At 69.1% G+C, this 24435-nt stretch carries 24 protein-coding genes; 11 read left to right on the top strand and 13 right to left on the bottom strand.

Translation table 11 applies throughout. From position 1 onward, the window contains the following. Positions 1–220 precede the first annotated feature (220 nt). Together V5F89_RS13900 and V5F89_RS13895 are read right to left on the bottom strand one after the other, a co-directional pair. The gene (locus V5F89_RS13900) at positions 221–1003 is read right to left on the bottom strand and encodes a SapC family protein (protein ID WP_338446221.1); all 783 of its coding nucleotides are present in this window, start codon (positions 1001–1003) and stop codon (positions 221–223) included. 64 nt (positions 1004–1067) lie between these two features. Further along, positions 1068–2516: an FAD-binding oxidoreductase gene (locus V5F89_RS13895; protein ID WP_338446220.1), complete on the bottom strand. Its 1449-nt coding sequence runs from the start codon at positions 2514–2516 to the stop codon at positions 1068–1070. Positions 2517–2677: 161 nt separating this feature from the next. Between V5F89_RS13895 and V5F89_RS13890 the strand changes: the two genes are divergently transcribed. Together V5F89_RS13890 and V5F89_RS13885 are read left to right on the top strand one after the other, a co-directional pair. After that, the gene (locus V5F89_RS13890) at positions 2678–3232 is read left to right on the top strand and encodes a hypothetical protein (RefSeq protein ID WP_338446219.1); all 555 of its coding nucleotides are present in this window, start codon (positions 2678–2680) and stop codon (positions 3230–3232) included. Positions 3233–3361: 129 nt separating this feature from the next. Continuing rightward, a complete protein-coding gene (locus V5F89_RS13885) occupies positions 3362–4774 on the top strand; it encodes a DEAD/DEAH box helicase (protein ID WP_338446218.1) in 1413 nt (470 codons plus the stop codon). Positions 4775–5643: 869 nt separating this feature from the next. Here V5F89_RS13885 and V5F89_RS13880 read toward each other — a convergent pair. Both V5F89_RS13880 and V5F89_RS13875 read right to left on the bottom strand, forming a co-directional pair. After that, positions 5644–7506 (bottom strand): DUF885 domain-containing protein, encoded by a 1863-nt coding sequence (locus V5F89_RS13880; protein WP_338446217.1) that lies wholly within the window; start codon positions 7504–7506, stop codon positions 5644–5646. 52 nt (positions 7507–7558) lie between these two features. Further along, the gene (locus V5F89_RS13875; protein WP_338446216.1) at positions 7559–7939 is read right to left on the bottom strand and encodes a DUF3597 domain-containing protein; all 381 of its coding nucleotides are present in this window, start codon (positions 7937–7939) and stop codon (positions 7559–7561) included. 161 nt (positions 7940–8100) lie between these two features. Here V5F89_RS13875 and V5F89_RS13870 point away from each other — a divergent pair, with 161 nt between their 5' ends. Further along, on the top strand, positions 8101–8718 hold the full coding sequence (locus V5F89_RS13870) for a DUF937 domain-containing protein (protein WP_338446215.1): 618 nt from the start codon (positions 8101–8103) through the stop codon (positions 8716–8718). A 5-nt stretch (positions 8719–8723) separates the two neighbouring features. Next, complete coding sequence (locus V5F89_RS13865) at positions 8724–8933, top strand: hypothetical protein (RefSeq protein WP_338446214.1); 210 nt, start codon at positions 8724–8726, stop codon at positions 8931–8933. Between the two features lie 13 nt (positions 8934–8946). Here the strand turns inward: V5F89_RS13865 and V5F89_RS13860 are convergent, their stop codons facing one another. Together V5F89_RS13860 and V5F89_RS13855 are read right to left on the bottom strand one after the other, a co-directional pair. Continuing rightward, positions 8947–9621, bottom strand: coding sequence for a TonB family protein (locus tag V5F89_RS13860; protein WP_338446213.1), 675 nt, complete (start codon positions 9619–9621; stop codon positions 8947–8949). A gap of 169 nt (positions 9622–9790) precedes the next feature. Continuing rightward, on the bottom strand, positions 9791–10447 hold the full coding sequence (locus tag V5F89_RS13855; RefSeq protein WP_338446212.1) for an alpha/beta hydrolase: 657 nt from the start codon (positions 10445–10447) through the stop codon (positions 9791–9793). Between the two features lie 137 nt (positions 10448–10584). Between V5F89_RS13855 and V5F89_RS13850 the strand changes: the two genes are divergently transcribed. The 3 genes from V5F89_RS13850 to V5F89_RS13840 are packed head-to-tail and all read left to right on the top strand — an operon-like array spanning position 10585 to position 13035. Further along, complete coding sequence (locus V5F89_RS13850) at positions 10585–11610, top strand: cysteine desulfurase family protein (protein WP_338447587.1); 1026 nt, start codon at positions 10585–10587, stop codon at positions 11608–11610. Positions 11611–11623: 13 nt separating this feature from the next. Then, complete coding sequence (locus V5F89_RS13845; protein WP_338446211.1) at positions 11624–12703, top strand: cysteine desulfurase family protein; 1080 nt, start codon at positions 11624–11626, stop codon at positions 12701–12703. Positions 12704–12705: 2 nt separating this feature from the next. Next, complete coding sequence (locus V5F89_RS13840; RefSeq protein WP_338447586.1) at positions 12706–13035, top strand: 2Fe-2S iron-sulfur cluster-binding protein; 330 nt, start codon at positions 12706–12708, stop codon at positions 13033–13035. Positions 13036–13098: 63 nt separating this feature from the next. On the opposite strand, the gene V5F89_RS13835 is transcribed toward V5F89_RS13840, so the two are convergent. Then, the gene (locus tag V5F89_RS13835; RefSeq protein ID WP_338446210.1) at positions 13099–13638 is read right to left on the bottom strand and encodes a type 1 glutamine amidotransferase domain-containing protein; all 540 of its coding nucleotides are present in this window, start codon (positions 13636–13638) and stop codon (positions 13099–13101) included. Positions 13639–13736: 98 nt separating this feature from the next. On the opposite strand from V5F89_RS13835, the gene parC reads away from it, so the two are divergent. After that, positions 13737–16034 (top strand): DNA topoisomerase IV subunit A, encoded by a 2298-nt coding sequence (parC, locus tag V5F89_RS13830; RefSeq protein ID WP_338446209.1) that lies wholly within the window; start codon positions 13737–13739, stop codon positions 16032–16034. A 277-nt stretch (positions 16035–16311) separates the two neighbouring features. On the opposite strand, the gene V5F89_RS13825 is transcribed toward parC, so the two are convergent. From V5F89_RS13825 to V5F89_RS13800, 6 genes are all read right to left on the bottom strand, one after another. Then, a complete protein-coding gene (locus V5F89_RS13825; protein ID WP_338446208.1) occupies positions 16312–16857 on the bottom strand; it encodes a hypothetical protein in 546 nt (181 codons plus the stop codon). A gap of 245 nt (positions 16858–17102) precedes the next feature. Next, a complete protein-coding gene (locus V5F89_RS13820; protein WP_338446207.1) occupies positions 17103–18281 on the bottom strand; it encodes a CCA tRNA nucleotidyltransferase in 1179 nt (392 codons plus the stop codon). Next, positions 18274–18879 carry a CoA pyrophosphatase gene (locus V5F89_RS13815; protein ID WP_338446206.1) on the bottom strand — a complete coding sequence of 202 codons (606 nt, stop codon included), beginning with the start codon at positions 18877–18879 and terminating at the stop codon, positions 18274–18276. Before V5F89_RS13815 ends, V5F89_RS13820 begins: the two co-directional genes overlap by 8 nt. Further along, positions 18876–19424: a DUF1285 domain-containing protein gene (locus tag V5F89_RS13810; protein WP_338446205.1), complete on the bottom strand. Its 549-nt coding sequence runs from the start codon at positions 19422–19424 to the stop codon at positions 18876–18878. Before V5F89_RS13810 ends, V5F89_RS13815 begins: the two co-directional genes overlap by 4 nt. 34 nt (positions 19425–19458) lie before the next feature. After that, positions 19459–19989, bottom strand: coding sequence for an N-acetyltransferase (locus V5F89_RS13805; RefSeq protein ID WP_338446204.1), 531 nt, complete (start codon positions 19987–19989; stop codon positions 19459–19461). A gap of 78 nt (positions 19990–20067) precedes the next feature. Then, positions 20068–21264, bottom strand: coding sequence for a PQQ-dependent sugar dehydrogenase (locus V5F89_RS13800; protein ID WP_338446203.1), 1197 nt, complete (start codon positions 21262–21264; stop codon positions 20068–20070). Here V5F89_RS13800 and V5F89_RS13795 point away from each other — a divergent pair. The 3 genes from V5F89_RS13795 to folP all read left to right on the top strand — a co-directional run bounded on the left by V5F89_RS13795 (position 21263) and on the right by folP (position 24422). After that, positions 21263–21892, top strand: a complete 630-nt coding sequence (locus V5F89_RS13795; RefSeq protein WP_338446202.1) for a ribonuclease HII — start codon at positions 21263–21265, stop codon at positions 21890–21892. The genes V5F89_RS13800 and V5F89_RS13795 overlap by 2 nt on opposite strands. A gap of 254 nt (positions 21893–22146) precedes the next feature. Continuing rightward, positions 22147–23295: a site-specific DNA-methyltransferase gene (locus V5F89_RS13790; RefSeq protein WP_338446201.1), complete on the top strand. Its 1149-nt coding sequence runs from the start codon at positions 22147–22149 to the stop codon at positions 23293–23295. 17 nt (positions 23296–23312) lie between these two features. Further along, positions 23313–24422: a dihydropteroate synthase gene (folP, locus tag V5F89_RS13785; RefSeq protein WP_338446200.1), complete on the top strand. Its 1110-nt coding sequence runs from the start codon at positions 23313–23315 to the stop codon at positions 24420–24422. Positions 24423–24435 lie beyond the last annotated feature (13 nt).

Raw genomic sequence — 24435 nt, 5'->3', positions numbered from 1 at the left:
GGTGCCGTCTCATGGAAAACGACTCCAGCGGCGCCGGACAAGAAAAAACCACCTCGTGCGAAAATGCACGAGGTGGCCAAGGTTCAGGGAGGAGGTGCACCGAAGTGCACCAATCGGGAGGCCATGAGGGGGGAGTGCCGTCCCGACGAGGACAATCTAGGTGCCGGTGTTTGCCGTTTCAACCCCCGCCGGCGCCCTGGAAGATCGTTTCGTCGCCGGCTCAGTTCCTGGCCGCGGCGGCGATCTGGGGCCCTTTGCCCTGCTGCTGCTGGCGGGCGAAGATCGCGCGCATCAGATCGAGCGAGAACAGGTGCGCGTTGATGAGCGGGAGCAGGCCGTTCTGGTTCCACGTCCGCAGAACGTCGCCGCGCACCTCGCGCAGCTTTTCCTGATTGACCATCTGGAAACCGCGATAGACGTAAGGGTTGTCGGGGTTGTCCTGCAGGGTGATGGCGATTTCGCCGTCCATCAGCAGTTCGTGCTTCTTCAGCTCGTCGACGAAATTCTTCGTCCGCTGGCCGGCTTCCTCGAAATGCTGGCAAAATTCCAGGATCCGCTGGGTCGCGGCGGTCGGCTTGCTCTCCCCGTCGAACAGCGCCTCGCCTTCCGCGAACTCGCCGACCGCTTCGGTCGTCGGGTCGAAGCACAGCGACAATTCGTCCGAATCCTGATTGAGGCGAGCGAGCATGAAGGGATAGCGGCGGATATAGGCCGGCAGATAGATCGGGTCGTTCACTTTGCCTTCTTCGTCGACGAAAGTGTTCACCCCTTCGTTGAGGCCCATCAGCGCCAGCGGCAGCGGATTCTCGCCGGACGAAAAGACGATCGGGAAATCGCGCTGCGCCTGGACGAATTCGTCCACGGTTAGCGGGATCGCGTGCTGGCCGGAAAGCCACTTGGCGGATTCGATCGTCCGCGTGTGCCACTTCGCATGATCGCGGCTGTTGAGCGGCATCAGGTCGTTGTAGAACAGGGGTAGGTTGGGCTGCGGCGCGCTGGCCATGAACTCTCTCCGGATCGCTAGGAATGTCGGCTCGGCAGGGATCGGCCCCCGCGCGTCGCCGCGCTTAGTTGCTGGACGCCGTCGGTGCAAGCGTAACGAGCTTGCCCGGATTGAGCAGGCCGTGGGGGTCGAGCGCCTGCTTGACGCTGCGCATCACGGCGAGTGCGACCGGGTCGCCGAGGCGCTCCAGTTCGTCGCGCTTCATCTGCCCGATCCCGTGTTCGGCGCTGATCGAGCCGCCCCAGCCGGTCACCAGGTCGTGCACGAAAGCGCTGATCCGCTTGCCGTCGCCTTCTTCCCACTCGCCGCGCCGGGCGCCGGGCGGGGCGAGAACGTGGAAATGGACGTTGCCGTCGCCCAGGTGGCCGAAGGCGACCGCGCGCGTGCCGGGGAAGCGCGCCTCCACATCGGGCACCGCCTGTTCGACGAAAGCGGCCATGCGTTCGACCGGGACCGAGATATCGTGCTGCATCGCCGGCCCGATCGCGCGCTCGGCCGGCGAGATCGAATCGCGCAGCAGCCAGAACCGTTCCGCCTGGCTTTCGTTGGCGGCGATCGTCGCGTCTTCCACCAGGCCCGCCCGAAAAGCCTCGGCCAGCATGCTTTCGGCCAGGCCGACCAGGCGATCGGCGTCGTCCGGCCCGGCCACCAGCTCGATCAGCGCGTGCCAGCGATGCTGCCCGGCGAGCGGGCTGCGCGCATCGGGCAGGTGGTCCAGCACGGCGGCGAGGCAATGCGCGGGGATCACCTCGAACCCTTCCAGCTCCTCGCCGGCATGCGCCTCGCAATGGAGGAGCAGGCGGCGCGCGTCGGAAATCGAATCGAGCCCGGCCCAGAGGACGGCCCGCCCGCCGATCTCCGGCAGGAGGCGCAGCGTCGCCGCGGTGACGACGCCCAGCGTCCCTTCGGACCCGATCAGCAATTGCTTGAGGTCGAAACCGCGGTTGTCCTTCTTCAGCGGGGTGAGCGTGTCGAACACGCTGCCATCGGCCAGCACGGCTTCCAGCCCCAGCACTTGCGCGCGCATCGTGCCGTGGCGTAGGACCTGCGTGCCGCCGGCATTGGTCGCGATCAGCCCGCCGACCGTCGCCGAGCCTTTGCCCCCCAGCGTCAGCGGAAATCGCAGGCGTTCGGCGGCGGCGGCCTCGTGCAGCGTCTGCAGGACGACGCCCGCCTCGCACACCGCCTGGCGGGCATCGCGGTCGATGGCGCGGATCGCGTCCATCCGGCGCAGCGAGAGGACCAGCGCCTCGCCGCTGTCGTCGGGCGTGGCGCCGCCCGACATGCCGCTGTTGCCCCCCTGGGGCACGACCGGCACGCGATGCCGCGCGCACAGGCGCATCAGCGCGGAAACTTCGCCGGTGGAGGCGGGCGAGGCCATGGCGAGGGCCCGGCCGGTATAGCGGCCGCGCCAGTCGGTCAGCCAGGCGCTCATCAGTTCCGGGTCGCGCGTGAAGCCGCGCTCGCCGAGCAGGTCCGCCGCGCCGGCGAGGAAGGAATCGGGGTCGCGCATGGCGCCCTTATGGCACAGCCTGCATTCCCGATGCCACATGCTTGCCGCGGCGGGCCGTCGGATTAAGCCTGCATTCAAGCGTTTGCTCTAGGCAGGAAGGGCGAATATGGCGTCATGGACGCCTTCCCGAGCCGATCGTACGGAGACAGCGACCTGCACCGATGACCAGCCCTGCTGTTATCCTTTCGCCGCTCCTGCTGTTGTTCGCGCCGCCGCTTCCCGCGGGTGTTCCCGACGGCCGGCTGCTGCCGGAAGCGGCCGAGGGCGCGACGCCGGGCGAAGGCGCGCCGGGCTGGCTGGCGCTGGAGGCGGTCTACCGCACTCCGGTCCAGCGGCAGGTGCGCATAGAGCAGCGCGTCATCATCCGCATCGGCCCGCGCGGCGCCCCCGGCCGGCAGGACATGTCGTCGTTCGCCGCGTCGCCGGCGCGCGACACGCGGGTGATCGAGCGCGAGGCGGGCGAATGCCTGGCGGTGGCGGCGATCGGCGCGGTTCAGCCGTCGCGCGACAACCGGCTGATGTTCTACATGCGCGACCGGCGGGTCTATGCCGCGCGCCTCGAACGGTCGTGCTTTGCGCGCGATTTCTACTCGGGGTTCTACGTGGAGCGGAATCCCGACGGGAAGCTCTGCGTCGACCGCGACAAGCTGCAGTCGCGCAACGGGGCCAAATGCGAAGTGCAGAAGCTGCACCAGCTTGTGGCCGTGCGCGACTGACGCCGCCGTTCGCCCGGATGCGGGCTTTTCTTGACTTTTCGCCGCGCGCCGCGCAAAGGGCGCGGCGATTGTGCAGGTGCGAAGCGCGCCTGCCTGGCTTTTGCCAATGACCCGGACAGCACCTACCGCATGACTTTCGCCGATCTCGGCCTATCACCCGAATTGCTCAAGGCGGTCGAAGCCGCCGGTTACAGCGAGCCGACGCCGATCCAGGCGCAGGCCATTCCCCCCGTGCTGATGATGAAGGACATCATCGGCATCGCCCAGACCGGCACCGGCAAGACAGCCGGCTTCGTGCTGCCGATGATCGACATCCTCGCCAGCGGCCGCCGCCGCGCGCTGATGCCGCGCAGCCTGATTCTGGAGCCGACCCGCGAACTCGCCGCCCAGGTGGCGGAAAATTTCGAGAAATACGGCGTCAATCACGATCTCAAGATGGCGCTGCTGATCGGCGGCGTGCAGATGGGCGATCAGGTCAAGGCGCTCAACGACGGGGTCGATGTCCTGATCGCGACGCCGGGCCGCCTGATGGACTTGTTCGAACGCGGCAAGATCCTGCTCAACGGGTGCGAGCTGCTGGTGATCGACGAGGCGGACCGGATGCTCGACATGGGGTTCATCCCCGATATCGAGTTCATCTGTTCCAAGCTCCCCGAAACCCGCCAGACGATGCTGTTTTCGGCGACGATGCCGCCGCCGATCGAAAAGCTGGCGAAGAAGTTCCTCGACAATCCCAAGCGGATCGAGGTGAGCCGCGCGGCGAGCACGAACAAGGATATCACCGCGTTCAAGGTGCCGGTGAAGACCCGCCAGAAGCGCGAGACGCTGCGCTGGCTGCTGCGCAACGACCTGGTCGAAACCGCGATCGTCTTCGCCAACCGCAAGACCACCGTGCGCGAACTCAACAAGAGCTTGCAGCGCCACGGTTTCGCCAGCGGAGAGATCCACGGCGACATGGACCAGACCAGCCGCCTGCGCGAACTGGACCGGTTCAAGGCGGGCGAGGTGAACATTCTCGTCGCCAGCGACGTCGCCGCGCGCGGCCTCGACATCAAGGGCGTCAGCCACGTATTCAATTTCGACACGCCCTGGCATCCCGACGACTACGTTCACCGGATCGGCCGGACGGGGCGGGCAGGGGCCAAGGGCCGCGCCTTCACTCTGGTCGCGGACGAAGATGCCGAGGCGATCGCGAATGTCGAGAAGCTGACCGGCGCCGAAATTCCCGTGTTTGGGAAGAAGGACGTGCGGGTCGAACTCGCGCCCGCGCCGCGCGACGACGGCGAGAGCGCCGCGCGCGACGAGAAGAAGCCGCGCCGCGCCCGCCGCGCGCGCGACGACGATGCGCCGGAACCGGCCCGCGAGAACGGCCCCGGCAAGGAACGCGCCCCGGCAAAGCCGCGCCGCGCCAAGCCGGCCGCGCGCGGGGAGCGGCCCGAAGGCCGCCGCAGCCGCCGCGACGAACCGGACGCGCCGGTTCCGCCGGGCGAATGGAACGGCCCGCAGCCCGATTTCCTCGGCGTCAGCGCCACCGGCGGCTAGCCCGCCGCGCCCCCATCCCGATCCCCTGCGAAGGCAGGGGCCTCACGCTGTCGGGCAGAACACCTGCAGCCCGAGACCACCCATTCCGATCCCCCGCGCAGGCGGGGGTCTCAGGCTATCGGGCGGAGCGCCAGCGGCTTGAGACCCCTGCCTGCGCAGGGGATCGGCGGCGAAGAAGATGCACCGGTGGTTTTCCATCTTGACATTCATAACCATTTAGGTTATGTGATGCCCGCCCTTGCACCTCACAGGGGCAACAAGGACCGGGAGCGGGCGAGACCGGCTTGCCTCCCTCCTTCGCTGTCCGGCTGCCCACAGTGGCCGGGCGGCGACGCGGCCGGCGCAGGTGCGCGTGGGCGGGCGGTCATGGTCAGACCGTCGAGCTCGACCCGAACCGCAGCCGGAAGCCCGCGATCGGATGTGCGCCCACGCGCCCTCGGGCACCCTGCCCCCTTCTTCGGGCGGGCTCTCCCCGAACGGCGGAGCGGGCAACGGTGGTGCGGCGGATCAGCCGCAAGGCCGGACGGGACTGTGCGCGAGCTCTTGCCCCCCGGCCTGCCGATCGACGGGAACAGAGCCGAGCCGGACGCGCCGCGGGATGGGCGTACACCGGCCGTTCGCAGACAGGACAAATCCCCGCCCGCCTGCCCCATTCGTGCGCACACTCTGGTGCTGCGCCGGCCGCGCGGTTCCCTTGCCGGAAAAACTCCCGGCACTTTCAAGGCGTTACCGTCCGGGCTCGCCGCCGGATGCCTTCCCATACGCGCAAACCATAACAGCCAATGCCTGCCGGATACCGACCGGGCCGGTTCCGTCTCGACCGATAGCCGAGGTCCCGGCCCGCGTCGGGACGGGGAGGATGCCGTCGTTCAGCCGCCCGCGCGCTGGATATAGCGGCCGACGTTCTTCGCCATGACATCCAGCGGGGCATTGCCGCCCAGGACGACGGCGTCGTTGAACGCCTTGAAATCGTAGGCGTTGCCGAGCGCGGCCTGCGCCCGCTCGCGCTGGCGCACGATCTCGCTGTGGCCGATCTTGTAGCCGCAGGCCTGGCCCGGCCACGAGCAATAGCGGTCGACTTCGCTTGCCACTTCGTCGGGCTTCGAACCGTTGCGCTCGACGAAGAACTGCCGCCCCTGTTCGCGCGTCCAGCGTTTGTGGTGCAGCCCGGTGTCGACCACCAGCCGGCAGGCGCGGAAGGCGAGGCTTTGCAGATAGCCGAGGCGGCCGACCTTGAAATCGTCGTAGGCGCCCAGCTCGTCGGCGATCTGCTCGGCATAGAGCGCCCAGCCTTCGGAGAAAGCGCTGAACGACAGGATCGAGCGGATCAGCGGGAGGCGGTTCGAATATTCGCCTTCCCACACATGGCCGGGGATCGTCTCGTGATAAGTGAGGTCGGCGAGGTCGTATTTGCGGTGCAGGTCGGTCGTGCGCAGGTTGATCCACATCCGGCCGGGGATCGAACCGTCCTTGCTCCCCGCGCCGCCATAGGCGCCCGGCGCCCCGGGTTCTTCGGCGAGCGGGAGGCGGCGCACTTCCAGGTTGGGATCGACCAGCGTGTCGAACGCGCGCGGCATCTGCGACTTGATCCATGCAATCCGCTCGTGGATGAAATCCATGATTTCCTTCCGCCCCGGATCGCCTTTCGCGAACTTGTAGCGCGGGTCTTCCGCCAGGGCGCGCATCCGTTCGCCCACGGTGCCGGTGGTATAGCCGATCTCTTTCAGGATCGGATCCATCCGCCCGTGCAGCGCGGCCAGTTCGTCGAGGCCGATCCGGTGGATCTCGTCGGGCGAGAGCGTTGTCGTGGTCGCGGCGCGCAGGCCCCAGGCGTACCATTCGTCGCCGCGCGGCTGCGCCCACATGCCGGCGTCGGAACCGGCCACGGCGCGTTCGGCGCGCAGCTCCGCCAGCTGGCGGCGCAGCGCCGCGGTCACCGGGCCACTGACGAGGGCGTGGGCCTGCCGGCGCCAGTCGCCCGCGATCCCCGCCTCCCGCGTGCGCTCGGCCAGCGAGTCGACCAGCACGCCGCCCTGCGCGGTTTCGGCGATCGTCTGCTCCATCTGCGCGATGGCCTTGTCGAGCAGAAAATCGGGCGGCACCACGCCCATCGCGCGCGCCTGCCGGATGCGCGCCAGCTCTCCGTCGAGCACGGCGGGCAGCGCCTCCAGCCGCGCGAGATAGGCCTCGGCATCGGCGGCGTCGCGCACCGGGTGCGTGGTGTCCATGAAGCGCGGCATGTCGATGTACGTGCCGACGTTCTGGATCACGACGTAAGGCGAATTGCGCCAGCTTCCCACCGCGACATCGCCATAGGGCAGGGCGAACCCGTCGAGCGCGGTGCTATAGGCGCTTTCGACCACTTCGAAGCTGGTCCGGGTATCGGCGTCGAGCGCGGCGGTGTCGTAGGCGCGCACGCGGGCGAGGTCGGCGCGCAGCGTTTCGGCATAGGCCCGCTGGCCCGCCGGCGACTGATCCTCCAGCCGGGCGCGCAAGGCGGCATGGGGCCCCGTGTCCACGCCCAGCCCGGTCGCCCGCTCCGGCTCGTGCGCGAGGAGGTTGTAGGCAATGTCTTCCAGCATTGCCGCGCCGGCCTCGCTTGCGGGAGCGGCGGCAGGGGTGGCGGGAGCGGTAAGGGCGCGCTGGCAACCGCCGAGCGCGACCAGCGAGGCACCCGCGCCAAGCCCGGCGAGGGCCTGGCGACGGGTGATCGAAGTCGTGATGTGGGTCATGCCCGATGTCTGGCCCCGCCGCTCGCGGGTGTCAAACGCCTCGTCGGGCAAATCAGTCGAGGAACTCGGCCGGTACCTTGCCGCCGTTCTTCGCCAGCTCGCGCATCGTCTGCCTGTGCAGCAGGATATTGTCTTCGGCCGAACCGGAATAGTCGGTGTTGCCAAGCTCCTGCGCCAGCTCCTTGCGGTTCTCGTAACTCGAATCGATGCCGATCAGCTTCAGCAGGTCGACGATCGAGGTGCGCCAGTTGAGCTTGTCGGCGCCCGGCATGGCGTCCAGCCGCGCGGCCACGTCGACTTCGTCGATGGCGCGGGGCTGCGGTGCGGGCTGGCTCGGCGCAGGGGCGGCGGTGGTGGCGGTGGTCGCCGGCTTCGCGTCTTTGTCGTCGTCGCCGCCGAAGATCGCCTTCTTGATCGAACTGAAAATACCCATGGCTGTTCGAACTCCTCTATCGCATCCGACCCGTCGGATGCCCTGTTGCAAACTAGGGCGCGGATGAGACTCGTTCATGACTTTTCCCGGTCATCCGAACGCCCTAAGCTGCGGCTTGCGGTTCTACGACCGCCACGACAGGTTAGACAAGGAGCCGGTGAATGAACATGCTCGATGCACTGCGCCAGAGCGGCGGCCTGAGCGCGATGGCCGATCAGCTGGGCATCAGCGAGGCGCAGGCGGCAAACGGCGCCGAATCGCTCCTTCCCGCCATCCTGGGGGGATTTCGCAAACGCTGCCAGGCGGGGGGCGCAGGCTCGGGCGGGATCGGCGACCTCGTCGGAATGCTCGGCAGCCTCGGCGGCAGCGGCCTGATGGAAAACGTGCTCGGCCCGCAGCCGACCGACGTTTCGCGCGGCAACGACGTTCTGGGGCAGATTTTCGGCTCGAAGGACGTGAGCCGCCAGGTGGCCGGCCACGCCTCGCAGCAGAGCGGGCTGGACCCGGCGCTGCTCAAGAAGATGCTGCCGATCCTCGCCATGCTGGTGGGCGGATACCTTTCCTCGCAGGCGGGCGGGGGCGGCACGCGCCCGGCCGCGGGGCGCGGCGGCGGGGGAATCCTCGGCAATATCCTGGGCGGAATGCTGGGTGGCGGGCGCCGGTCCGGCGGTGCGGCCGCGGGCGGCGGACCGGGCGGGATCGGTGCGATGCTCGATTTCGACGGCGACGGCAATCCGCTCGACGACATCATCGGCATGGCCGGCAAGCTGCGCGGCTGATCGCGATGGGCGCCGTGCTTTCCATCGTCATGCTGGCCGGCTTCGCGCTGCTGGCGGGCGCCTTCGTCCTGTGGCGCAAAGGCGGATCGGCGAAGCAGGCGCTGCTGATGGTCGTGCTCGCGCTGGTCTGTTTCGCCAATGTCGCGATCTGGACCGTGCCGACGTCGGACGGCGACGCCCCGCTCGACAGGATCGAGCAGCGCGCCGCCGAATAGCGGGATCGCTATCTCAGTTCGGGATCTGCCAGGATACCGCGCTGCTGTAGCTGCCCGGCGCCCGGCTGCCGTCGACGCCGCGCGCCGGTTCGAACCGGGCGCGCCGCGTCACCAGGTCGCAGGTCGCGCGGTCGAGTTCGGCATGGCCGCTGGAGCCGGTGATCGTGCAGCTCCGCACCCGCCCGTCAGCCCCGATGTCCAGCCGGAAGCGCGCGATGCCGGTCAGCTCGCGGTTGATCCACGAAGCGCGATAATCGCCCTGCGTCACCCAGCCTGCCGGATCGTTGCGCGGGCTCGCCGCGACCGGCTCCTGCCCCGCACCGAGGCCGGGCGAGGGCGCAGGGGTGGGCAGCGGCACGATCTCGTTGTCGAGCGCGATCGGCGGCAGCTCGATATCGATCACCGCGATGTCGGGGCGGGTGTCGGGCAGGTCGATCGTGGGTGTCGGCGCCGTTGCCGGGTTGGTCGACGGGGCCGGGTCGTCGGCGGACGGCGCGGGGTCGGGCTCGGGCGGCGGGGCCACCGGCACTTCGGTTATCGTTTCGCCGATCAGCGTCGGCACCTCCTCTATGACGCCGCTCGCCTGCAAGCCGACCAGCAAGGCATAGCCGAGCGCGCCATGAACGGCGACCACGCCGGCGACCGACTTGATGCGGTCGTTCCGCGAACGGGAATCGATATAGGCCATCGGGACACTCCTCTCTCCGGTTCGCCCTCGGACGAGGCCGGGGCAAGCCCTCCCGCGACAGGAATGATACAACGTTACAGCGTCGAAGCCTAACGGTTTCGGGTTGCAGAGCGCAACCAGCCGCGCCGCGCAGCGGGCCGGTGCGGTTTCAGCCTTGCCGAAAACGGCTCTATTTGATCGGGCAATTGGGATCGAGGCGGAAGTCGAGGTAGTTGTCGACCGAGGCCATCAGTTCGTCGATCTCGTTTTCGAAGAAGTGATTGGCCCGCGGGATTTCCTCGTGATGGATGGTGATGTGCTTCTGCGTCCGCAGCTTTTCCACCAGCTTGGCGACGGCGGCCGGCTGCACCACGCTGTCGGCCGCGCCCTGGACGAAAATGCCGCTGGCCGGGCACGGGGCGAGGAAGCTGAAATCATACATGTTGGCGGGCGGCGCGATCGAGATGAAGCCGCGAATCTCGGGCCGGCGCATCAGCAGCTGCATCCCGATCAGGGCGCCGAAGCTGACCCCCGCGACCCAGGTGACCTGCGCTTCCTGGTGGATCGACTGCACCCAGTCGAGCGCGGCGGCGGCATCGGACAGCTCGCCCACCCCGTTGTCGAAGCTGCCCTGGCTGCGCCCGACGCCGCGAAAGTTGAACCGCAGCGTGGCGAAGCCGCGATCGACGAACGTCTTGTAAAGCCGCTGCGTGATCCGCTCGTTCATCGTGCCGCCCCCCTGCGGGTGCGGGTGGAGGATCATCGCAACGGGCGCGCGCGGGCGCGGGGGCGGAGAGAAACGACCTTCGAGGCGGCCTTCGGGGCCGGGAAAGATGACTGAGGGCATGGGCGGGTGGCACCTGCTAGAGCTGACAATCGCACGGCTGGCGCGCGCGAGGTGCCGCGCTATATAGTGCGCCCGAGCAAAATCGCAATCGCCGCCGCATCTTTCCGCCGACCACGAGAGCCCCGATTCCCGACCGCATCTATCTCGATCATGCCGCGACCAGCCCGCTTCGCCCCGAGGCACGCGCAGCGATGGCGGACGGCTTTGCCATCTGGGCCAACCCCTCCAGCCCCCACGCGGAGGGGCGCAAGGCCAAGGCCGCGCTGGAGGATGCGCGCGAGCGGGTCAAACGCGCGCTGGCGTGGGAAGGGGAAGCGATCTTCACTTCGGGCGCGAGCGAGGCGCTGGCGATCGCGCTGGGGCGCGCGAAAGCGGACCGGCGGATCGTCTCGGCCGTGGAGCACGATGCCGTGTTCCGCGCGGCGCCCGGCGCCGAGGCGGTGCCGATGCGCGATGGCGCGGTGGATACAGGCGCGCTCGACGCGGCGCTGGCGGGGCAGGGCCGGCCTCTGGTGGCGATCCAGCAGCTCAACCCGGAAACCGGCACGCTTGTCCTGCAACAGGGCTCGGCGGCGGAGCGCCTGCGCCAGGCGGGCGGGCTGGTGCTCGCCGATTGCGCGCAGTCGGCGGGCAAGATCGCCTTGCCCGAATGCGACATGGCGGTCGTCTCCGCGCACAAGCTGGGCGGCCCGGTCGGCGTCGGGGCGCTGCTGGTCCGCGACTTCGCTATGCTGGAGCCGGTCGGCGGGCACGAGCGCGGCTATCGCGCGGGGACCGAGAACCTGCCGGCGATCATGGGCTTCGCCGCGGCGCTCGAAATGGCCGGTGACTGGCGGACCGATGCCGCGCAGCGGGAGGCTTTCGCGGCCGCCTTCCGCGCGGTTCGCGTGGCGCCCGGCGAGGAGCAGGCGCCGCATATCCTCGCGCTCGCGCATCCGGCGATGAGCGCGCAGGCGCTGTTGATCCGGCTCGACGCGATGGGCTTCGCGGTCTCGGCGGGCAGCGCCTGCTCCTCCGGCACGCTGAAGAAGAGCCGCGTTCTCGATGCCTTCGGCGTCGCCGACGAAATCGCCGCCCGGACGATCCGCGTCAGCCTGGGCTGGAGCACGACCGCCGAGGAGCTGGAGCGGTTCGTCGCGGCATGGACATCGCTCTGCCAATGACTATGGCGGGCCGATGATCTATCTCGATTACCAGGCGACCACGCCGCTGGCGCCCGAGGCGCGCGAAGCGATGCTGCGCTGGCTCGACGGGCCGGAAGGCACGGCCTTCGCCAATCCCCACAGCCCGCACCGCATGGGGCGGCAGGCGGCGGCGGCGGTCGAGATCGCGCGCGAGCGGGTCGCCGCGCTCCTGCCGCCCGGCGGGCGGGTGATCTTCACCGGCAATGCCTGCGAAGCGGTGAACCTGGCGATGCGCGGTTCGGCGCCGCATCGCGCGCCGGGCATCGCCTTTTCCGCGATCGAGCACCCCGCGGTCCGCGATACCGCGCGGGCGCTGGGCAATGCGGTCGAAATCCCGGTCGATGGCGAGGGACTGACCGATCCCGCCGCGGCGCTGCCGGAGGGCACCGGGCTGATCGCGGTGATGGCGGTCAACAACGAGATCGGCACGATCCAGCCGGTCGCCGAATGGAGCGAACGGGCACGCCGGAACGGCGCGCTGTTCCTGTGCGACGCGGTCCAGGCCTGCGGCAAGATGGACGTGCCCGCCGCCGACATGATCGCGATCAGCGCGCACAAGATGCACGGGCCGAAGGGGATCGGCGCGCTGTGGGTGCGCGACGGGCTGGAACTCGATCCGCAGGTCACCGGCGGGCTGCAGGAAGGCCTGCGGTCCGGCACGCTCAGCCCCGCGCTCTGCGCCGGGTTCGGCGCGGCGGCGCAAGTGGCGAAAGCGCGGATGGAGGAGGACGCGGCGCATATCGAGAGGCTGTGGACCCGCGCACGTGAGCTGTTCTCCGGCTGGACGCTCAACGGCGCCGCCGACCCCCGCTGGCACGGCAATCTCAACATCCGCCGGGAAGGTCTCGATGTCGCCCGCCTGATGAGCGAATGCCGCGAGGTCATGTTCTCCGCCGGGTCGGCCTGCGCCAGCGGCTCGGGCAAGACCAGCCACGTGCTGAAGGCGATCGGCCTGTCGGAAGCGCAGGCGAAGACCGCGATCCGCATCGGCTTCGGCCGCTATACCACGATCGAACAGCTCGAGCGCGGTGCCGGGCTGATCGAGGCCGCGGCGGAGGCGCAAGGCGCGTGACCGTGCGGGTGCGCTTCGTCTCGCCGCGCGGCGCGGTGATCGAGGCCGAGGGGGAGGAGGGCACGCCGCTGCTCGATCTGGCGCAGGCCGCCGGCATGCCGCTGGAGGGGACGTGCGAAGGGCAGATGGCGTGTTCCACCTGCCATGTGATCGTCGCCGCCGAATGGTTCGCGCGCCTGCCCGAAGCAAGCGAGGAGGAAGAGGACATGCTCGACCTCGCCGCCGGGGTTCAGCGGACCAGCCGCCTGTCGTGCCAGATCCTGCTGCGCGAAGAGCTGGACGGCCTGGAAGTCCGCATCCCGCCCGAAAGCCACGATATGAGCGTGATCTGACCGCCTCGGGGCGAGACCCAGCGCGAGGCGGCCGGTCGCCCGCCCGCCCCGTCAGGTTCTCCCTCAGGCCGCCTGGCGGCCTTCGCCCCCGAGCCGGGCGATGATCGCTTTCGAAAAGGCCGGAATGTCGTCCGGCTTGCGGCTGGTGATGAAGATGCCGTCTTCGGCCACCTCCTGGTCGACGACGTTCGCGCCTGCGTTCCTCAGGTCGGTGCGGATCGAAGGCCAGCTCGTCACCGTCTTGCCCTCGATCAGGCCGGCTTCGGCCAGCAGCCAGGGCGCGTGGCAGATTGCCGCGACGGTCTTGCCTGCCTCCGCGAAGCGGCGGACCAGCGCGACCGCGTCGTCGTCCATTCGCAGCACGTCGGGATTGATCTGGCCGCCCGGCAGGACGAGCGCGTCGTAGTCGCCCACCTCGACTTCGCCCACGGTAAGGTCGACCTTGACGCTCTCGCCCCAGTCCTTCCGGTCCCAGCCGCGGATTTCGCCGTCCTCCAGGCTGGCGATCGTCGTCTCGATGCCGGCCTGTTCCAGATTGTCGCGCGGGCCGGTAAGCTCGGATTGTTCGAAGCCGTCGGTGGCAAGGATAAGTGCGCGTGCCATAAGGTGTCTCCTGTTTGCGGTTGTCCCCCCCAAACGCGTGGGGAAAGCGCGCCGTTCCGCTCTTCTAGCCAGCCCGTGGCGCTGCTAGGACCAGTGGCATGGCCACCATTGAAGACGAAAAAGATCCCTTCGACGCGATCGTCGACGCGCCGTTCGATTCGGCGCTGGAAGAACGCTATCTCGTCTATGCCCTGTCGACGATCACCGCGCGTTCGCTGCCCGACCTGCGCGACGGGCTGAAGCCGGTTCATCGCCGGCTGCTGTGGGCGATGCGCCAGCTCAAGCTCGACCCTTCCTCGGCCTTCAAGAAATCCGCCCGCGTAGTCGGCGACGTGATCGGCAAGTATCACCCGCACGGCGATGCCAGCGTCTACGACGCGATGGTGCGCCTCGCGCAGGATTTCGCGCTCCGCTATCCGCTGGTCGAAGGGCAGGGCAATTTCGGCAATATCGACGGCGATAACGCCGCCGCCTACCGCTATACCGAAGCGCGCCTGACCCGCACCGCGCTGCGCCTGATGGAGGGGCTGGACGAGGGGACGGTCGATTTCGTCCCGACTTACAACGGCGAGGAAAGCGAGCCCGAAGTCTTCCCCGGCCTGTTCCCCAATCTGCTCGCCAACGGGGCCAGCGGGATCGCGGTGGGCATGGCGACCAATATCCCCAGCCACAACGTGGCCGAGGTGATCGACGCCACGCTGGAGCTGATCGACAACCCGCATGTCGAGCACGCGCGGCTGATGGAGCTGTTCCAGGGGCCGGACTTCGCCACCGGCGGGCTGGTAGTCGACAGCCCGGAGGCGATTTCGCAGGCTTACGAGACCGGGCGCGGCTCTTTCCGCATCCGCGCCCGCTTCCACGCGGCGGAGGCGGAGCGCGCGGAAGATCGCGACGCGGGGATCGCGCGGCTGAGCGGCGGGCAGTGGCAGCTCGTCGTCAGCGAAATCCCCTACCAGGTGCCCAAGGGCAAGCTGATCGAACAGATCGCGCAGCTCATCGCCGACAAGAAGCTGCCGATCCTGGAGGATATTCGCGACGAAAGCGACGAGAACATCCGCCTCGTCTTCGTCCCGCGCAGCCGCAATGTCGATCCCGAACTGCTCAAGGAATCGCTCTACAAGCTGAGCGACCTCGAAACGCGCTTCGGCCTCAACATGAACGTGCTCGACGTGTCCGACGGGATGGGCCGCACGCCGATGGTCATGGGGCTGAAGGAGCTGCTGACTCACTGGGTGCAGAGCCAGATCGACGTGCTCCAGCGCCGCAGCCGCCACCGGCTGGAGCAGATCGCGCGCCGGCTGGAGCTGGTCGAAGGCTATATCGCCGCTTTCCTCAACCTCGACCGGGTGATCGAGATCATCCGTACCGAGGACGAGCCGAAACCGGTGATGATGGCCGAGTTCGACCTGACCGAACGCCAGGCCGAAGCGATCCTCAACATGCGGCTGCGCAGCTTGCGCAAGCTGGAGGAAATGCAGCTGCGGCAGGAGAAAGCCGACCTGCTGAAGGAACAGGACGAGCTGGACAAGCTGCTCGGCAGCCCGGCGCGCCAGCGCACCCGGCTGAAGCGCGATCTGGCCGCGCTGCGCAAGGAATATGGCGAAGACACCCCGCTCGGCCGCCGCCGCACGACGATCGCCGAAGCCGCCCCCGCGGTCGAATTCAGCATGGACGCGATGATCGAGAAGGAGCCGGTGACGGTGATCCTGTCGCAGAAGGGCTGGATACGCGGGGCGAGAGGGCACGCCGATCTCGACAGCGAGTGGAAGTTCAAGGAAGGCGACGGGCCGGCCTTCGCGCTCCATGCGCAGACGACCGACAAGCTGCTGGTCGCAGCGGACAATGGCCGGATTTTTACCCTCGGCGCGGACAAGCTGCCGGGCGCGCGCGGTTTCGGCGAACCGATCCGCAACATGATCGACATCGATCCCGAGGCGCAGGTCGTCGGCCTCGTCGTGCACCGGCCGAAGGGGCAGCTCCTGCTCGCCGCGACAACCGGCAAGGGCTTCGCCGCCGCCACCGACGAGATCCTCGCCGAAACGCGCAAGGGGCGCCAGGTCGTCAACCTCAAGGACGGGGCGAAGCTGCGCGTGGTGCGCGAGATCGCCGATGCGCACGATCACGTCGCGGTCGTCGGCGACAACCGCAAGCTGGTGGTCTTCAACCTGGAAGAGCTGCCGATGCTCGCGCGCGGGCAGGGGGTCACGCTGCAACGCTATCGCGACGGCGGGCTGAGCGACGCGACGACTTTCACCCTGGCCGATGGCCTGAGCTGGACGATGGGCGGCGAGACCGGCCGCACGCGGACGGAGAACGAGATCTGGCAGTGGAAAGTCGCCCGCGGCGCCGCCGGCCGCCTGCCGCCGCAGGGCTTCCCGAAGGACAACCGGTTTTAGGGTGCAGCGCCTCTCCCCCTAACCCCGCCCGTGTCCCTGCGAAGGCAGGGACCTCAGGCTGCGGAGGGCTTCGCCCGATAGCGCGAGACCCCAGCCTTCGCCGGGGATCGGGGAAGGGGGGCGCAAGGGCTCGGCAGGAGGCAGGGCTGGCTCTTCCCTTCGGCCTTGTGACCGCCGCAGGTTTGCAAGAGCGATGATCGCCAAAAGAAAAGGGCCGGCCGCGCCCTGCGCGCGACCGGCCCCGGTTCGGCATGAAAGCCCGGGTCTTGCCCGTGTCTTAGCGGGAGCCTTCGGCTGCGCCCTGGCCGCCCTGGGCGGCGGCGGTCTGCGCGGCGAGGGCCTGGTCGATCTGCGCTTCGGTGAACAGGACCATCAGCTGGCCGTTCTGGTTCACGGCGAAATGCTCGCGCAGCAGGTTCAGGTCGGTCTCGGCACCGGTGACGATCACGTTGTCGCCTTCGACGCTCTTGACCACGCCCAGCTGCTGGTCGTCGGCAGTGATCACGGCCGCGGTTTCGACCAGCGCGGCGTCGCGCTTGGCATTGGCGGCGGCGACCTGCTCGTCGAGCATGGCGTTGAGCTGCGCCTTGGTGACGGTGATGGTCGGACCCTGCTCGCCTTCGCCGAAAGCGTTGGCGGGCAGCGGCGCGCGATGCTTGCCGGTGTCGACGGTCACCACGCCATCCGCCACGCTTTCGATCGTGCCGACCGAGTTGCCTTCCGGCCCATAGACGGTCGCGCCGACCGACACGCCCTGCGCGTGTGCGGCCGTGGCGAGGCCGGCGGCGGCGATGGCGGTAAGGGCCATTTTCGAGAACTTCATAAATTCAACTCCGTAATAGTGTAATCCGATATACTGACTCGCGCGCCCTGGGCTCGCGGGAAATCGACCGTTCTGGAACACGGGTGCGCCGGAAGAGATGAAACGCCTTCCGCGCCAAGCCCCGCTGGCAATAGCAGGAACCCGATACGCCCGAAAAAGGGCGAACGGCTCCATCGCAAGCGAGGCAAGCGATGGCAACAGTCTCCTTATAGAGTCATCGACATTAAACCGCGATGAAGCAAGATTCAGAAAGCTCGGAGTACCTCTTCCACGATACGGTTCACCCGATCGCGCGGGGGAAAGCCTTCCGCGATCCATTTTTGTTCCACCGCGCGCAGGATGCGGGCGACATCGGGGCCGGCGGCAACCCCGCGGGCGACGATCTCTCCGCCCTTCAGCGGCAGCACCGGCACATCCCAGTCCTCCAGCGCGGAAATGTCCGCGCCGGCGAGCAGGAGCCGGTCGAGAGCGCATTCGCGCCCTTCGCGATAGGCGAGCGCGCGGGGGTTCTCGCGGTCGGCGGCGGTGCGCGCGGCGGCGCAGGCGATCCGTTCGCGCTGCGCCTTCGACAGCCGCAAGCGCGAGGCGACCGTTTCGGCAACCGCGGGCAGGGCGGGGAGCAGCGCGGCCAGCCGGCGCACCGGATCGCGCGCGATGCCCGCCTCGCGCTCGGCGGATATGAGCCGGCGAAGCGCTTCGATGCCGTGCTGCCCCGCTTCGGGCAGGACCACCGGCAGGACGCCGAGCGCGTGCATCCGGGCCACCGTATCCGCCGGATCGGGCAGGGAGAGCAGGTTGAGCAGTTCGGCCGCCACCCGCTCGCGCGACAGGCCCTTCAGCGTCGGCGCCAGTTCGCTGCAGGCGTCCTCGGCCTCGGGATCGAGAGTCGCGCCGAAGCGGGCCTGAAACCGGAAATAGCGCAGGATGCGCAAGTGATCTTCGCGAATGCGCTCGCGCGCCTCGCCGATGAAGCGCACGCGCCGCGCAGCGAGATCCTCGAGCCCGCCGAACCAGTCGAAGATCTCGCGCGTGTCGGGTGCGGCGTAGAGCGCGTTGATGGTGAAATCGCGCCGGGCGGCATCGTCGCGCCAATCGCTCGCGAAGGCGACCGTGGCCCGCCGCCCGTCGGTCGAAACGTCGCGCCGCAGCGTCGTGACTTCCACGTTCCCTTCGGGCAGGATCGCGGTGACGGTGCCGTGCTCTATCCCGGTCGGCACAGTGCGGATGCCGGCGTCGCGCAGCCGGTCGATCACCGCGTCGGGCGCGAGCGGGGTGGCCGCATCGACGTCGTTCACCGCATGGCCGAGCAGGGTATCGCGCACCGCGCCGCCGACCCAGCGCACGTTTTGCGGGCCGAGCGCGGCGACCAGCGCGGCGAGATCGGGTCGCCGGGTCCAGGGGGCGGCAGGCAGCGTCTCAGGCATCGAACAGCGCCCTGTATTCGATCCGGCGCGACAGGTTGGCGATGATCGCCGCGGTCACACCCCAGATGCGGAAGCCTTCGTGATGGTATTCGAAGTAGCGTCGCGTTGCCCCGCTCCAGAACACCTCGTGCTCGGTCCAGTTGTCGCGATCGAGCAGGATATCGAGCGGCGCCTCGAACCAGGCCGCGACTTCGCCCGGGTTGGGCACCAGCGGCAGGTCGGGCGGCACGACGCCCAGCACCGGGGTGATGTCGAACCCCGTGCCCGTCTGATACCGGTCGGTCGCACCGACGACGCGGACCTGCTCCGGCCGCATCGCCAGCTCTTCCTCCGCCTCGCGCAAGGCGGCCTCGATCGCGGTCTCGCCCGGGTCGATCTTGCCGCCGGGAAAGGCGACCTGGCCGGGATGGTCGCGCATTCCGGCGGGGCGCTGGGTCAGGATCACGCCGGGGGAAGGGCGGTCGGTGACGGCGATCAGCACTGCGGCATCGGCCGTCCGCTCCGCATCGGCGAAGCGTTCGTCGGACAGCAGGTCGGGGATATCGGCGCGGTGACCCTGCTCGAACAGGGCCTGGAGCCGGTCGAACAGCGCGCTCATCCGGGCATCAGCGAGAATGTCTCGCCCCCGCTCGTCACTTGCGTCCCGTCGCCTTCGGCCAGCGCGATTTCGGCGAGCTGGAGCCAGGTGCTGCGGTTCAGCCGCGCCTCGCACCCGCGCCGCACGCCGAGGTAGATCGCCGGCTCCTCGGCCGAGCCGGCGGCGCGCAGCGGATGGTCGGGGCCGGCGATCACCAGATCGTCGGTGTTGAGGCGGAAGGCCAGCTCCCCGTCGCGCCGCACGACGTCGGTGGCGACGAAAGCCGCGTCCTCGACCGCGATCGCCAGCTTCTCGAACGGGGTGACGAGCCAGTGCCGGCCCTGCGCGTCGCGCGTCAGCAGGCCGGCAAACGCGCGCACCATCGCCTGCCGCGCGATCGGGCTCCCTTCGTGAAACCAGGTGCCGTCGGCGGCGATGCGCATCGCGCTGTCGCCGGTCTTTTCCGGGTTCCACTGTTCGACAGGCGGCAGCTTGCGCTGCGCGACCTGCTCGGCAATCTGGTCGAGCGTCAGGCCTGCGAGTTCGGGAGGCGGATCGTAAGGCATCGTGACCCGGCGTTGGCAGATTGCCGGTGGCGACTCAATCCTCGGCGGGCGCGTCGGCCCTCTCGCGCCACGGCCCGAGCATTCCCTCGGCCGGCAGAATCGCGGGATTGTCGCACCGCACCAGCAGCCGCGCCGGGTCGTAGGGGCCGGGGCAGCGCCACCCGGCGGTGGGGGCGGCGGAGAAGCCGAAGAAGCGGCCGTAGTATTCCGCGTCGCCGATCATCACCTGCGGCAGAGCGCCGGGCTCCAGCGCGCCGAGCGCGGCGAGCATCAGCGCCTTGCCGAACCCTTCCTGCTGCCGCTCGGGCACGACCGCGACCGGGCCGACCATGATCATCGGGTGCGCCCGCCCGGCCGGGTCGGTCAGCGCGACGGGCCAGAGCTGGATCGTCCCGACCAGGTATCCCGCGTCGTCCGCGGCGGCGAAACTGAGCGCGGGCAGCCATTCGGTCCCCTCGCGGATGCGATAGGCCGTGCGCGCGTGCCGATCCGGGCCGAAAGCGCGGTCGAGAAGTTCCTCGACCAGCGCGGGGTCGACGGAGGCAAGGGGAACGATCGTGGCCATAGGCGCGCGCGGTTAGGCGCGGCGCGCGGCGGAGTCGACCAAATTCGCCTTGGGCCGGGCTTTGCCGGCGGCGCCGGATCAGGCCGGAGCGATGCGGATCAGCCGGCCATCGCCGTCTTCCAGAATCCACAGCGCGCCGTCGGGCCCTTCCACGATTTCGCGAATCCGGTTCTCTGCCGGGATGCGGGCGACCTCGCGCGGGCTCTCGCTGTCCATCGCCACGCGCACGATCCCCGCCGGCTTCATCGCGGCGATGATCGCCTGGCCTTTCCATTCGGGCCACAGCCTGCCCGAATAGAACACGAAGTCGCCCGGCGCGATCACCGGGGTCCAGCCGATTGCGGGTGCACGGAATTCCGGCCGCGTTGCGTGCGCGGGGATCGGGTCGCCGTTATAGTGCTCGCCATCGGAAACGACCGGCCAGCCGTAATTGGCCCCGCGCTCGACCAGGTTCAGCTCGTCGCCGCCCGCCGGGCCGTGTTCGAGATCCCACAGCCGCCCCTGCGCGTCGAACTTCAGCCCCAGCACGTTGCGATGGCCATAAGACCAGATCTGGTCGGACGGGCTGCCGCGATCGGCGAAGGGATTGCCCGGCGCCGCCTCGCCGTCCAGCGTCAGCCGCAGGATCGAGCCGAGCGTGTTCGACAGGTCCTGCGCCGGTTCCATCTTCTGCCGGTCGCCCGAAGCGAGGAAGAGGTGCTGCCCGTCGGGCGCGATTGCGATGCGATGCGAATAGTGCCCGCGGCCGGTGACCTTGGGCTGCTGGCGCCAGATCACCTCCAGCCCTTCGACCGCGCAGGCATCGGCCTGTTCGCAGACCAGAGTCCCCTTGCCCAGCGCCGCGCCGCGCGTGTCGCCTTCGCCCGCTTCGGCCCAGGTGAGGTAGATCGTGCGCCGGCCGACGGTCTCCGCGCTTTCGGAAGGCAGGAACGCGACGTCGCCCAGGCCGCCCTGGCCGCCATAGTCGACTTCCGGCATCCCGCCGACCGTGCCGGTTCGCCCGGTCGCGGTGTCGACGAATTTCATCGTCCCGCTTTTCTCGGTCACGAACAGGGTCGCGGTGCCCGGCGCGAAGGCCGCGGCCCAGGGCTCGTCGAACGTGCCGAAGGCTTCGGTGCGCAGATCCGCGCTGTCCAGCGCGGCGACCCGTTCACCGGCAGCGGCTGCGGTGGGCGCGGTCGGAGGGCCGGTTTCCCCGGATGGTTCGGCGCTGCAACTTGCGGAAAACAGCATCCCTGGCGATAGGAGGGCGGCAAGGATCGCGGTCTTGGTCATGTTCGGTGCAACTCCCCATCATAACTTCCGACCCACGCCCCTCGTCATCGGCGTCGACGAGGCCGGGCGCGGGCCGCTGGCGGGCCCGGTTGTGGCGGCAGCCGTCGCGCTGTGCAAGCCGCGACCCGCCGGGCTGGACGATTCCAAGCGCCTCTGCGCCGCCTCGCGCGCCAGGCTCGACGATGCGATCCGGCGGCGCTGCGCCTGGGGCGTGGGCGTGGTCGAAGTGGACGAGATCGACCGCCTCAACATCTTCGGCGCGACCATGCTGGCGATGACGCTGGCGGTCGCGCGCCTGGCCGAGGCGCTGGCCTGCGAGCCGGACGAGGTTCTGGTAGACGGCAACCTGACGCCGCATGGGCGACGGTCCGAATGGCGCTGGCCCGCGCGCGCTATCGTCGGCGGCGACGCGAAGGAACCGGCGATCTCCGCCGCCTCCATCGTGGCCAAGGAATGGCGCGACCGCATGATGATCGCCGCCGCCCGCGAACACCCGCATTACGGGTGGGAACGCAACAAGGGCTATGGCACGCGCGACCATGTCGAGGCGCTGCGCCGGCACGGGCCGACCCCGCTCCACCGTCGCAGCTTCGCGCCTGTCGCGCAGATGGACTTGTTCGTCCGCTAGGCGCCGGAGTCCGATTTTCGAACCGCGGCACTGCCAACGGTTCCAATATCGCGTTCGGGCGAAAATTGAGTCCTTCGGGCAACACCCGCAGCATATCGAGTCGGCCGGAATCGGGCGGACTCCATATCTTGTGGGGGACTCGTTTCGTTCCGCAGCCGCTGCCCGCCATCGATTCGGCGCCGGCGAAAATCGGTGCTTGACGCGGAGTCCGCTTGGACTCACCCTGTGGATAAATCTGCCAACGGGGGACTGATATGGGGGTCGTCGAGACGACGAAGACGCGCGCGCTGCGGGGCGCAAAGCCGGTTGCTGCGCCGCGCGAGCTGGCGCCTGCGCTGCCGCTGGGCCAGATCCTCGACGGCGACTGCGTGGAGGCGATGCGCCGGCTGCCCGATGCCAGCATCGACCTCGTCTTCGCCGATCCGCCCTATAACCTCCAGCTCGGCGGCGACCTCAACCGCCCTGACGGCAGCCATGTCGACGCCGTGACCGATGAATGGGACCGGTTCGACAGTTTCAAGGCCTACGACGATTTCACCCGCGCCTGGCTGACCGAGGCGAAGCGCGTGTTGAAGCCCGACGGCGCGCTGTGGGTGATCGGCAGCTATCACAATATCTTCCGCGTCGGGGCGATCCTGCAGGATCTGGGCTTCTGGATCCTCAACGACGTGGTCTGGCGCAAGGCCAATCCGATGCCCAATTTCCGCGGCACCCGCTTCACCAACGCGCACGAAACGCTGATCTGGGCGAGCCAGGGCGAGAAGGCGAAGTATCACTTCAACTATCGCGCGATGAAGACGCTCAACGACGAATTGCAGATGCGCAGCGACTGGGTCCTCCCGATCTGCGGCGGGGCCGAGCGGCTGAAGGAAGGCGGACACAAGGTTCACCCGACGCAGAAGCCCGAGGCGCTGCTCTATCGCGTGCTGCTGGCCACGACCGAGCGGGGCGATGTGGTGCTCGATCCGTTCTTCGGCACCGGCACGACCGGCGCGGTGGCCAGGCGCCTGGGGCGCGAATGGATCGGATGCGAGCGCGAGGCCGGCTATCGCGACGCGGCGCTGAAGCGGATCGCGAAAGAGCTGCCGCTGGACGAAAGCGCGCTCACCACGATGCAGAGCCGCAAGACCGCGCCCAAGGTCGCCTTCGGTGCGCTGGTCGAAAACGGCTTGATCGCGCCGGGAACCGAGCTGTTCGACAAGAAGCGCCGCTGGGCCGCCACCGTGCGCGCGGACGGTTCGATCGCCCATGGCAAACTCTCGGGCTCGATCCACGGCCTGGGCAAGGACCTGCAGGGCGCGCCGAGCTGCAACGGATGGACTTTCTGGCACTACGAAGTCGAAGGCGAGATCAAGCCGATCGATGCGGCGCGCCAGCTCTACCTGCTCGCGACCGAGGACTGATGCGCAAGGGTCGGGCGATGAGCGAGCGCGTCTATCTCCAGCCCATCGGCCTTGCCGCCAGCCCGCAGGGGGAGGAAGGCGACTGCATCCGCCTGGGCGGCGGGATGACCTATGCCCACCGCTTCGCCGCCATCGTCCGGCGCGAAGGGGTGGTGGTCGAGCGCTGGCGCTTTACGCCCGGCAGTGCAGCCGAAACGCTCGCGCGCCTGCCCGAAGCGCTGGGCGCCGAGGCGGAGACGCAGTGGGCCAACCTGCGCATGGCACACCCGCCGCTGGAGCTTGGCGCGCGCACCGTGCGGCTCGATCAGCCGCAAGTCGTCGGCATCCTCAACGTTACGCCCGACAGTTTCTCCGACGGGGGGCAGTTCCTCGACCGGCCCGAACACGGCCGCGACCATGCCGCGGCCATGCTGGAGGCCGGGGCCGCGATCGTCGATATCGGCGGCGAGAGCACGCGGCCCGGCGCCCCGGCGGTGTGGGAAGGCGACGAGATCGAGCGGGTCATCCCTGCGGTCGAATATTGCGCGGCGATGGGCGCGGCGATCAGCGTCGACACGCGCCGGCCGGCGGTGATGGACGCCGCGCTGCACGCCGGGGCGCACATGGTCAACGACGTGTCGGCCCTGCGCCACGATCCGCGCAGCCTCGAACTCGTCGCCGCGCGCGACTGCCCGGTGATCCTGATGCACGCGCCGGGCGCGGGCGACGACCTGCACGCCGACGGTGACTACGACGCGGTCGTGTTCGACGTGTTCGACTGGCTGCGTGAGCGGCGCGATGCCGCGCTGGCGGCAGGGGTTGCCCGCGAACGGATCGTGCTCGACCCCGGAATCGGTTTCGGCAAGTCGCTGGCCGAGAACCTGGCGCTGATCAACGCGCTGCCGCTGTTCCACGCGCTGGGTCAGCCGCTGATGCTGGGGGCGAGCCGCAAGCGGTTGATCGGCGCGCTCAGCAACGAGGCGCCGGCGCACGAACGGCTCGGCGGCAGCCTCGCGCTTGCGATCGCCGGGATGAACGCAGGGGTTCAACTGCTGCGCGTCCACGACGTCGCCGAAACGGTCCAGGCGCGCAACGTCTGGCGGGGCCTGCGCGACGCGGCGCTGACCGACTTCTCGCAATTGCTCTAACGGGGCGCCCCCC

This window comes from Pelagerythrobacter marensis, from assembly GCF_036700095.1.
Classification (GTDB): domain Bacteria; phylum Pseudomonadota; class Alphaproteobacteria; order Sphingomonadales; family Sphingomonadaceae; genus Pelagerythrobacter; species Pelagerythrobacter marensis_A.
The sequence above is the reverse complement of the archived record's forward strand: the minus strand, read 5'-3'. Positions and strand labels throughout refer to the sequence as shown.